This window comes from Mucilaginibacter hurinus, assembly GCF_003324525.1.
GTDB classification, from domain to species: Bacteria; Bacteroidota; Bacteroidia; order Sphingobacteriales; family Sphingobacteriaceae; genus Mucilaginibacter; species Mucilaginibacter hurinus.
This window is the reverse complement of the sequence record NZ_QGDC01000003.1, coordinates 399,071-410,776: the sequence shown is the minus strand read 5'-3', so window position 1 is coordinate 410,776 and position 11,706 is coordinate 399,071. Positions and strand designations below refer to the sequence as shown.

The following is an 11,706-nucleotide window of genomic DNA, read 5'->3' as shown; positions in this document are numbered from 1 at the left end:
AGGCAGTATTTTATGAAAAAAGCGACACTTTTCCTTGCACTGTTTATTTTTTCCCAGACGATATTTGCTCAAGCCCCAGATTGGGCAGTGAAAGAACATGAGTATCAGTACACCATGACTTTTATAGCAAAACTTAATGTAAATGGAAAACAGTTAATTAGGCCAAATGATAAGGTGGCTGCGTTTGTTGGTAACATTTGCAGAGGAGTAAGCGGTGTTACCTATGTTGCGAGTGAAAAGAATTATTATGCATTTATTACGGCATTTGCCAATCAACAGGGAGAATCACTTACTTTTAAGTTGTACGACAGTTCAACCGGTAAAATTACCACAGTAGACAAACAAATTGTTTTTGTGGTAAATGCGCATAAAGGCAACCTGTTTCAATCTTATAGTATCGCACAACCAACTCTTAATTACCAGGCTGATATACTTTCTTTCAATTTTTTTGGTATAAACAATTCGTCTTCGGTAATTGATAACGGAGCGGTAAAAGTTAATATAGCAGCGGGGCATCCGATCACTGGCCTAAAACCGGTATTTACTTTAAGTAAAGGAGCTACCCTGTTTAAGAACAGGATCATTCAAAAATCCGGTGAAGTAACCGAGGATTTTTCTTCATCAATTACTTACGATGTATTGTCTGAAGATGAATCGACATTACACACCTATAAAATAAGTGTAACTCAAGCAGCCACACCAACCCTATTCTATAAAAAGGATGCGGTATGTTATGCCGGCGGAGCCATAAAAATTGTTTCTCAACAAGAAGGCGCTTCAGTACGGATTACCAGTAATGGCAAGACGGTTGCTACTAAACAAATCTCCAATGGAGAGGCACTATTTTTAAATTTAGATTCGGGCTCGTATGTCGCTACAGTCGGAAATGAATGGAAGCGCATAAACATCCATTTAAAAGTCAAATAAGTATGAAAAAAATAATAAGCATTCAAAGTTTAAAAATTGCGGTCATTTTAGTAATTCTACTAAGTCTGTTTTCCTACTCAGGATGTAAGAAAGGCCGTACATGCAGAGATGTTGTTCAGGGTGATTTTGAGTTAGTGGAATAATCTTACTGTAAAAGGCTTGATGATACCTCTGACTTAAAGGGCAGCAGCTTTAATTAAAACTGATTTACAAGGAATTATACCTAAATTATTATAACGACGGCCAATTTATTCTGGTCGACGCTTTTTACGTGCGAAAAGACGTTTTTCGAAAGTGCATATGGCTGTTTGAACAGGATTATGATTAGTGAAAGGCCAAGCATGTTCTTATAGAATAGCAGGCCTTATTTTTTGACTACTTTATAACTCGCCTCATCATCATCCAGTTTTGCTCGCATCACATAGTTTCCGGCTGGTAAGAAGCCGATATTAATATTGACAATACTTTCAGGGTTTGATATTTTTTTACTGAAAACCAGTTTAGCACTTTGCATGCCGTAAATGTTTAATTCAAGGGTTTTTGCGGTTATGTTACCTAAATTTAAGTTCAAAATATCGTCGACAGGGTTTGGATAAAAACTGATTCGCTGTAATACATCAGTGCCCTTTTTGGTAGTATCTGGCATATTTACATTGTTTAAGCTTCGTGCGGCAGCAACTACGCTTAACTGGATAGTAACAGAGCTGCTGCCGCCGCTGTTGTATGCGGTAATTGTGTAGGAAGCTGCATTAACTGTTTTAGTGGGCGTTCCACTAATAATACCGGTTTTGCTATCAAATTTTAATCCCTGTGGCAAAGCCGGAGTAATAGTGTAGCCCATGGTGTTGATTTTTCGGACGACATTATTTGATGCATCCGCAACATACACCTGGCCCGAAGCATCCACAGCTATGCCCTTTGGTTTATTAAAACTGGCCGCCGCGCCTACACCGTTAGCTGAGCCGGCAGCGCCACTCCCGGCCAGTGTAGTCACGAGGCCATCGGGGGTAATTTTGCGAATGTTATTGTTGGTGTTATCAGCTACATAAAGCGAACCGTCTTTAGCAATGGCCAGCCCGTAAGGTTTACCAAAACCTGCGGCTTCCCCTTTACCATCGGCTTTGCCTGCTTTGATACTGCCTGCTAAAGTTGTAACGTTACCATTTTTAGATATTTTGCGTACCATGTGGTTTTCAGAATCAGCTATATAAAGGTTGCCGCTTGCATCTGAAACGATACCCAACGGCCTGTTAAATTTAGCGTTAGCCGTATTACCGTTTGCAAACCCTGGTGCGATTCCAGAAATGAACGTAGTTATACCCGCAGGAGTTATTTTACTGATAGTATTGTAAAAATTATCAGTCATGTAAAGGTTGTTGGCATTATCTACGGTGAATATTAAGGGCGATGTGGCAGCCAACCTTTGTGGAATAACAACGTTATTAAAACCTTTAAAATCCTTGGCAAAAGTACTCTGTTGTCCGGATGCTTCAACTTTATAAATGATATTATTTGCGCCGTCCCCTACAAACAAGTTACCTGCGCGGTCTGCAGCTATACCGCTTGAAGAATAGAACTTTGGTATATAACTTGATACAGCTCCGGTTGGCGAAATTTTACGTACACGGCTGCCATTTGTTGGTTGGCTGCCCCATGGCACATCAACGTTATTCGAAATTAATAAATTACCCTCAGCATCAAAATTCAGCATGTTGGGAAATGGTATACCGGCCATTAAAGTGGGGCCGTCACTCCAAATGGCTTTGCCTATACCTGCATATGTAGTTACTTCGCCATAATTAACTTGCGGAACAACGCCCCCACTATTGGTCGGTTTTATGTTTACAGCTTTATTCACGGTTAGTACCGATACTGTTAAGTAACTTATTTTGGGGGGCGCTGCTGCGGTTACCGACAAATTTAGTTTCGCAGTACTGCTACCCCCTATATTATGCGCTGTGATTGAATAATCCATAGGCTTGATAATCGATTCCGGATTGCCATCGATAGTAATAGCGGTTTTGTTAAAGTTTATTCCTAAAGGCAGTTGAGCAATATCAAAGCCCTGCAAATTTATTTTACGTATATTTTTATTACCATCATCTAAAACAAATAAATTACCCGACGGACTGAAGGCTGTATTAAAAGGGAAGGAAAATTGAGCTTGCATTCCCACACCATTTTTATCGCCGGGTATATCAACGCCTGCTAAAATACGTTCTGTTCCATCAGTAGAGATGCAATAAACTTTGGCATAGTCTGTTGCATATAAATTGCCACGATAATCGGTAGCCAGACCGCTTAAATATGGCCGGGTTAAAGGCAAAGTTGCTATTTTACCGTCTATACAACTGATTTTTAGTATTTCTGATTGCGGTGTTATTATAGTGCTTGTTCTTGTAAAATATATATTATCTGAAAGATCTGCAGCTATAGAATTATACAAATAATTTCCGTTGGATGTGTATACAGTGCTAACTATGCCAGTGTTTGTTATTCTACGTATATTACCTGTAAATTCAAGTAAGTAAAGGTTGCCTGCACTGCCCAACGTTAAAGCAGGTCCTCCAATAATACTGGCTGCATTGCCTGTGCCATCTGTAAACCCGCCTTTGCCGCTACCCGCTAAAGTGCTCACCACACCTGCCGGAGATATCTTCCGGATAAGGTAATTGCCGTTATCAGCTACATAAACATTACCTGCTTCATCAACAGCTATGCCCGATGGCTTGTTAAAACTGGCTGATTTGCCGGTACCATTAGCATTACCGGGTTTGCCACTGCCCGCGAGCACACTAATTTTGCCTGAAGGTGTAATTTTTTGTATAACATGGCGCTCCATGTCTGCAAGATAGACATTGCCGGTTTTGTCAGAAGCAATACCCCAGTTCAAGATGCTTGCGGTAGGACGGGGGTTCAAAGTTGCCAAATTACTTACCTCTGCAAACATATTTATAGGCACACTGCCGCCGTTATTTACTATTTTTAAAGGAGTAATGGCGTTGCCAGCAATGTAAGATTGTGGTTTGGTATAATTGGTAACAGTAATTGAAGGTACGGCAATTGGTGATACATAAAGACTAGTGTTAGTTTCACTGCTGCCACCATTGTTATAAGCAGTAAACTTGTAATTAGTAAATGCAGTTGGTGTAACAGGCGTACCCGTTATGGCGCCACTAGCGGTGTTAATATACATACCTGAAGGTAAAGCAGGGTACGCTTCATATCCATTAAGGTCAACACTTCGTATTACATGGTAAGTTCTGTCAGTAAAGTAAAGTATGTTTTTGGCATCTACGGTTATTGATTCTACGTATCCCATACGGGCGTTAGTTCCTGTTCCGTCAAGGAATTTTAGGTCACGGCTTTTGCCGGCAATTACTTTAACTTTATGAGATAGGGCGTCAATTTTGTAGATGACTGATTCGTTCGATGCCGCATAAATGTTCCCTATCGCGTCTAACCCTATTGAACTATAATTTATAGAAGCCTCAAGGCCCCGGTCATCAGTGATTTTGCTAGTGCTAACCACCCCTAAAGGTGTTATCTTCCTTATTGCATTGTCTATTACCAGCAAGTCGCCTGTCTTGTTAAACAGTAAGAAAGAAGGTTTATCAAATTGAGCGGTAGCTGAAGTGCCGTCAACTTTACCATTCACCCCTTTCCCGGCAAATGTAGTTACAGCTCCGGCGGGAGTAATTTTACGTATTACAAAGTTGCCTAAATCACTTACAAACACATTCCCGGCTTTATCAACAGCTATACCTCGTATACCTTTAAAACGGGCTGCACTGTTAGCAGCGTTAACATATCCCGTATAAACAGGGTCGCCGGCTAATTTCGTTATTACCCCCTCAGGAGTAATTTTTTCAATATGGCTATTATGCGCTACAAAAATGTTACCGGCTTCATCAGCTGTCATCACTAAACCCTTTGTTGCAGCAAATGCCGCTACCTCTCCGTTAGGCGTTATTTTACGTATAAAACTATTTTGGTCGGCTACATATAGGTTGCCTTTAGCATCGCTGATTACCTGGTTGGGCAAATTAAAAACGACATCTTTTTTAGTGCCGTTTACATACCCCGACTTCCCGGGAGTACCGTAAACTGAAGTAACCTGGCTGTATAGAGCAGGGGGTATCGGCCCCCCTTTATTAATAAGTTTAGCCCCCGCCGCTGGTTTATTATTGATAAAGCTTGACGGACCGGTATAATTTATAACCGGTGGGGCCGGGTTGGAGGGTTGCATTGGACGTGCTATTACAGTTAATGCGCCTCCCTGGTAAACAAAGCTGTAATTAGCCGCCTCTGCACCACTTACGGTAATTGGATAGGTTCCTATCGCAGAGGTCTGAATTGCCTTAGTAACCAGCGAAGGGCCTTTGGTAAGCACACTAACGGATTGGCCATTTACAAAGCCCGTAATGGTTGCCGTTAAGTAAGGCATTTCGTTATTTACTATCTTAACGTGGTTATCGGCTTTTACTGTTAGTAAGGCTTTGATGATGGTATAAACGCCGGGTACATAAGTAATCTTATATTTTGTGGAACTTGCTGCGGTTAACGTTATGGGGTAGGTTCCCGGACTTGAAGTATAATTTATTTTAACTGATGCCGACGGTTTGTAACTTAATACGTTCTCTGTATCGCCATTTACAAATCCCTTGTAGCTTAGCGTAGGTGTTAAAGGCTTAGTACCATATGGGCTTTGCAGGTTGTTAGCGGTAATTGTAAGCGCCACGGGCTCTACGGTAATACTTTGACTGGTTTTTACATTTGGATTATTTGCCGTTATAATTGTAGTACCTGCGTTAATTATACGTGCTGTACGCCCTATTATGGATACAACATTATTGCTGCTGCTAAAAGTGAATGGAATATCAAAAACTGTTTTTACCGGCGTGGTCACCTTAAGCTCAAAGTCAGCATCGCCATATTTTTTTGTTGGGATAGCTACAAATGTTACCGGGGGAGCTGTAACGCTGTAAATGGCTGTTTTATAACTGATAACGTAATTATTGGATACCGCCCCGTTTACTGTTATAAGGTAGTTGCCCACATTGCTGTTATCATTAACCGCGCAGGTAATTACCGGCTGATTTGTAAGAACTTTATTTGTTTCGCTATTAACAAAACCCGTATATGATAGGGTAATGGGTATTGTAGCTGTGGCATAGTATTTTGTTTGTGCATTAGCTGCTATGGTTAAGGCAGCAGCGCGAACAGTTAAGGTTTGGCTTGCTATATAAATACCGCTTTTTGCGGTGATAAGGGCGCTGCCCGCCCCGGTTACGCGAATTTTACCGTTTACAATAGCTGCTACGCCGATGTTATTTGATGAGTAAGTTATGCCGGTACCGTTACCCTTTACGGTTGCACCGCCATCAAAATCACCATTTCCGTAAATTTGGGCGGGGATTGGCGGGAACGTTAACACCGGTGTAATAATTGTAATGGTATAAATTTTAGCATGCGAAGGGTTTTGTGCCCTTACCATTATTTGCACGGAGTTTGATCCGGGCTTTAACCTAATATCTTTACTTGCTTTACCGCTTGTTTCAGATAATCCATTAACAAGCAATGCTGCGCCGGGGTGTGTAGTAACTGCCGTAATGCTAATTGTGGCTGCCAGATCATTTGTATTTAGGCTGTAACTGGTAACTGTAGGTGAAAACGACGGTGTTAGCGACCCTTGGTTGGTTGTTAAACTTTTTAAATCTGTGTTAACCGAGCGGATATAATTGATAGCAAGGTTTTTAACTGCTGTTAAGCTGGTAAGGCTGCCCGTTTTTATTGTAAAACTGATGTCGCGAGTGTTAAATTGAGGTGCGTTAAGATTGTCAGTATATTGATAGGTAACGGCCCGGAGCGCTGCCTGCCATTCGGCTAACACGGCGGTAGACGAAGAAAGTATAAGTTCGCCCGTTGTCGTGTCATAGGTTCCTTTTATCGCGGCAACGTTACCTGCGTAAGCTAGTATATCTTTACCCGGTGTAAAATTTTTGCTGATCTTTATAATCGCTGACGACACAAGGCTTATGTTATTATTTACTACCGTTAACGAAGGGTCAACCGCGATGGAAGCCGAAGAGATATCGGCATTTAGGGTATAACTCACCGTAGCCGGTGATAATTTTACTACGGGCAACTCCTCTGCAGCTGTTGCCCCAAAAGCATAACTTTCAAAAAAGCTTGTTAATATTATACAAATTAATGTGAGGGTAAAAGGTATTCGCATATCAATAGTACTTAGCAAATATAAAACATTGGTTTAAAATTAGTTACGTATGTATTGATTTTTAATTGTATGTGTTCAGCCATCCCTGCGCCAGTGGATAAATTATTGCGCAGGTAGATATTATCAACGCAGGCCGATAGTAGCTGCTGTTAAAGGCCCTGTATTCTCCAGTACTGTTACTTTCGTTTTTATAGTCGGGTGCTATTACACAAGGATGCACTGCTATAGCAAGAGAAATAATTCACTATTGCTTCTTTATAAATACAAACTGGCCGCCTTCATCGCCTACATTTTTTATTGCGGTGTATTGCGGCGATGTTTCTGAGTTATTTAGTATGGCTTCGTAAAAACTATCAAAGAGCTTTTTGGCCGTCATATATTTCTCGGTATTCTCTTTCAGATTTTTCTTTAAATAGTATACAAAACGGCTGTTATCAGGCACCGGCTCGAGGTTACCGCTAGCCATTATTTTGCGACTGGGTACCGCAAACTGTTTTTGTATCCCTAAAGATGCATCGGTAACCAAGGCACGGGTAAAGGCTCCGCTAAAGCAAGCATCGGCAATTACCAGGATGTGCCTGGAGTTGCTGCGCTTTAAAGCCTTATTAATGTCGTCTGCCGAGATGTAACTCGCATTAAGTCCTTTTTTTGCCGATGATGGCACCCAATAACCGTCAACATCGCCAAACTTGTCTTTTTCAGCAATGCCATGCCCGGCGTAAAATATCAGCAGGTTGTCGTTATCAGTAAGCGCACTGCTTTTTAATACAAGTGCCTGCATTATTTCTTCGCGGCTTTTATTAAACAGGGTAGTAATATTTTCAGGGGAAAAAGTGTACCCGGTTTTCAATATCGCCTCTAGTTCCGATGCGTCTTTTAACGGATTCTCAAGGTCGTCAATGGCAGGGTCCTCGTAATCATTAGCCGCTATTAATATTGCATGATATACGGGTGGTTTCTCTGTAGCCGGAAGTATAATTTCCGCCTCTTTAGCTTCTGCTTCCTGTTTTGGCGTGGCATCTAACGAGAAAGTGCGGCTCGCAATATTCCCTTTTTTATCAATTGCGCCAATCACAACGTTATTCAGCCCCTGTTTAAGCATTACCGACGATATGAACAGGCCATCCTCCTCTATCTGCTCAACCGGCGAATTATTGATGGTAACTGTGGCTATACCCGAGGGATCATTAGCGCGGCCAATTATTTCTACTTTAGTATTGGCACTTACTATTTTAAGCCCCCTTGCTGCCTGCGGACTTATTAGTTGTATAACAGGTGGCAGCTTGTCACTATCATCCAGTACTCTGTCGGTGTGTCCTATATGAGCGATAGCTGCCTTTACGTCGGGTTGCGTAGGTAGCATTAGTAACGTTTGCTCATAAAGTTCTTTGGCTTCTTTATTACGCGAAAGCGCTGATAATACGTAAGCCTTTAAAACCAGTACATCAACGTACTCAGTAAACGCTTCCTCATTCCCGGCGCCAAATTGCTTGTAATCATTAATGGCAAAATCGAGGTTTTGCAATGCGGTAGTATAATTTTTTACAGGAAGATCAGATGAAATTACCTGCAGGTAGTGTCTGTAAAATCTCCAGTCGCTTTCCTTCAACCAATTAGTAAGATACGCGCTCACTTTAGCCGCGTACGCTTTCGCCTCGTCAAACCTGCCTAATCTAACTAATGCCGGTACAATGCTGATAGAGCTAGTGCTGTAAACTGGATTGTTAGCAAGGTCGGTTTTATAATCTGCTACAGATTTTTCATACTCGCCCCATTCGCGGTATAAATTGCCACGCACACCGTAATATTCCGTTTTGCTTTTATCGAGTTCAATGCTTTTGTTAATATCAGCAAGTGCCGCATCATACTGTCGTTTCCTCCTGTAATATTCGCCCCGGGCGCTGTATTGATAGGGGTTGCCCGGGTTAAGTGCTATAGCGGTTTCATAATCCTTTAATGCAAGCGTATTTTCTTTGATTGATTCATAAAACGCAGCTCTCCTTAAATAGGTTTGCCACTCGGGCTTTATGCGTAAAGCCTCGTTTATAGACGCTATTGCCAGATCTTTACTACCCTTATCTGCATAAATGTATGCTTTATACGCATGCCACTGCCACTGATCAGGCATAAGGCGTAGTGCCTGGTTGAAATCGCTGATGGCCTGATCGTATTTTTTATGTTTGCGATACGCAATGCCCCTGTTTTGGTACAAATACGCGTTGTTCGGTTCCATGCCAATTGCCACTTCATAATCCTTTATACCTTTATCATATTGATTCATGGTAACATACATAGCGGCCCTTGAGCTATACCCTGATGAAACACCGGGAAAGCGTCGGATAATTTCATTACACATATCAAGCGCTGCCATGTTATCTGTAGTTGAATAGGCGCGCAATAAACCGTTATAATTGTTAATGTCCTGCGGACCGGATCTTACCGCTTCTTTAAACATCTTGATAGCATCGGCGTTTTGTCCTTTTAATAAATAAGCATCACCCATATTATAATACACAGCAGCAACATCTGGTCTTAATTTAAGCGATTCCTTGTAGTCGGCAATAGCTATATCATATTCTTTTTTACGGTAATAGGCATTGCCGCGCAGGCTATAGGCATCGGCATATTGAGGGTGCAAATTTATAGCCGAGGTAAGGCTGATGATAGCGCGGTCAAATTCTAAGCTATCATATTGTGTTTTACCGGCAGCATATAGCTTCTGCGCTTCAGGGCTTTGTGCCGATGCGTAAAAAGGGTTGCATAGCAGTACCCAAACAAAAAATAGCAATATGGCCCTGGTTTGTTTGCAAATTGGTGAAACAATAATGCATAATATGTTAAAAATGCTCTTCATGATATAATTGCAGGTTTTGGTCATTTTGTATCTACTTGTGCTCCAGTTCCATCATCATCGCTACAACACTTTTGCCTTTGCTGTATCCTTCAAATGATACTTTATCAGTTGAGAAGGTTATGTTACCGGGCTCTACCATTTCATTACCCAGCACCTTAAAAATCTTTTCGCTAAAAGTGCCCTCCTGAGCGGCAACCTGTTTTATTATATCGGTTATATCCAGTTCGTTCCTGCTGTAAAGCACACATAAGAGGTCGCGGCCGGGCTTATCATCAAACTCAATATGATGGTCTTCATCGGGTATAGCTACATCATTTTTTTTATCAGTGAGGGCAGCGCTTATACCTTCGGCGTAAGGGAATATTTTAGTTATTTCGTTACTCAGGTCGGTACTTAACGCGTAAACATAAGCCGGCTGGTTGTTGGATATATATATCCTGAAACGCGTGCCGCTGGTATAAGCATTGGTTGCTTTGTACAGGGTTAGCGGACCCGGTGCTGTTTTTGCCGTAACAACCTTTAAGCCGCGGGTAGACTGAAATAAGGTTGCCGGTATAGTTTCGCCGGATGATAGCACAAACTTGAGTTCGCCTGCAAGATCAGGAACCTGCGGTTTAGGTGCGGGCAGATCAACAAATTCAAAGGCGTAACGGGTAAAAGCGGCAAAATCATTATACTTTATCCAAATATATCCTTCATTTGCCCAATGATTACCCCAGCTATTCTGTATCTCAAAGGCGCCGCCGTACTTAGTATCGTCATATCCTACCACACACATGGCATGGCCGCCTTGTGTTGATAACGGCGGGCCCACAGATTGCCATACGCCTGCTGCCTGCTGAAAAGATGGCGGGCATATCATGCCGAATACCACCGGTTTTTTCTCGGCCAGCGATTTTTTAACCGTCCGTATCTTGGTTTCGGCTGCCGCGTCAAGGTCAAACAGCTTCATATAATCTTTTATTTTATAAGAAGATGCCTGCTGCAATTGCTGATCATTTACAGCCGGAATACATGTTTGCGGAATGTTTGCAAATGGCACCACCCCCTTTGTTTTTAATGTGGCAAGCGCTTCTGCTAATACCGAACCGCCTACACAATTGTTATCATTAGGCTTTATCATCCGGAACAGGAACGCCGGCGAATACGCATTTTTGGTGATTAGCTGTTTATCGGTCCAGCCGTTTTTAATAGCCTCTACAATGGTTTTACCGCAATAGGCCGATGCCCAGGCCACACAGGTGCCGTTATTACCTTGACTTGCTGGTATAGGTGCGTATTGTTTAACCGATGCCGCCGGAGGTAGAATGTCCAGGCTACGGGTCAATTTTGCTTTTTTCAGCACGGTTGCATATTGTTCATCGTCAAAGTCCATCCCGGTAGGATAGCTGTTTTGCGCAGAAACATTTAATATCAGCAGTAATAAAATGTGAAGGCTAAGGAAATATTTCATAAGATGAAACTACTGATATTCAAGCAACAATCCAATAATCACACAAGTATTAATAAAAAATAATACTAAGGAACTTAATATTTAGGTGCGACAGCATGGCGTATATAATTGACCAATGTCTAAATTGCAGTATTGTCAATAAAAGTATAACCGCTCTCTCTGGAGTTTAGCAAAAGCTGTATCTCCAAATGCCGACGGTACCAGTATTAGAAGTTATAGCGATGTATTTCACAT

4 protein-coding genes are annotated in these 11,706 nt (G+C 41.8%); 1 reads left to right on the top strand and 3 read right to left on the bottom strand.

Annotated features, from left to right (window positions below):
- Positions 1 to 12: 12 nt before the first annotated feature.
- Positions 13 to 927, top strand: a complete 915-nt coding sequence (locus DJ568_RS07450) for a hypothetical protein (protein ID WP_114004627.1) — start codon at positions 13 to 15, stop codon at positions 925 to 927.
- 364 nt (positions 928 to 1,291) lie between these two features.
- Here the strand turns inward: DJ568_RS07450 and DJ568_RS07445 are convergent, their stop codons facing one another.
- The 3 genes from DJ568_RS07445 to DJ568_RS07435 form a co-directional block, all read right to left on the bottom strand.
- Entirely contained in the window at positions 1,292 to 7,165 is a 5,874-nt protein-coding gene (locus tag DJ568_RS07445; protein ID WP_114004626.1) for an MBG domain-containing protein, read from the bottom strand.
- A 244-nt stretch (positions 7,166 to 7,409) separates the two neighbouring features.
- A complete protein-coding gene (locus tag DJ568_RS07440) occupies positions 7,410 to 10,019 on the bottom strand; it encodes a tetratricopeptide repeat protein (RefSeq protein WP_158534892.1) in 2,610 nt (869 codons plus the stop codon).
- 31 nt (positions 10,020 to 10,050) lie between these two features.
- On the bottom strand, positions 10,051 to 11,472 hold the full coding sequence (locus DJ568_RS07435; RefSeq protein WP_114004624.1) for a C1 family peptidase: 1,422 nt from the start codon (positions 11,470 to 11,472) through the stop codon (positions 10,051 to 10,053).
- Positions 11,473 to 11,706: the final 234 nt, after the last annotated feature.

Coding starts and splice junctions, on each gene's coding strand:
- DJ568_RS07450 (WP_114004627.1), top strand. CDS start 13: ATGAAAAAAGCGACACTTTTCCTTGCACTGTTTATTTTTTCCCAGACG.
- DJ568_RS07445 (WP_114004626.1), bottom strand. CDS start 7,165: ATGCGAATACCTTTTACCCTCACATTAATTTGTATAATATTAACAAGC.
- DJ568_RS07440 (WP_158534892.1), bottom strand. CDS start 10,019: ATGAAGAGCATTTTTAACATATTATGCATTATTGTTTCACCAATTTGC.
- DJ568_RS07435 (WP_114004624.1), bottom strand. CDS start 11,472: ATGAAATATTTCCTTAGCCTTCACATTTTATTACTGCTGATATTAAAT.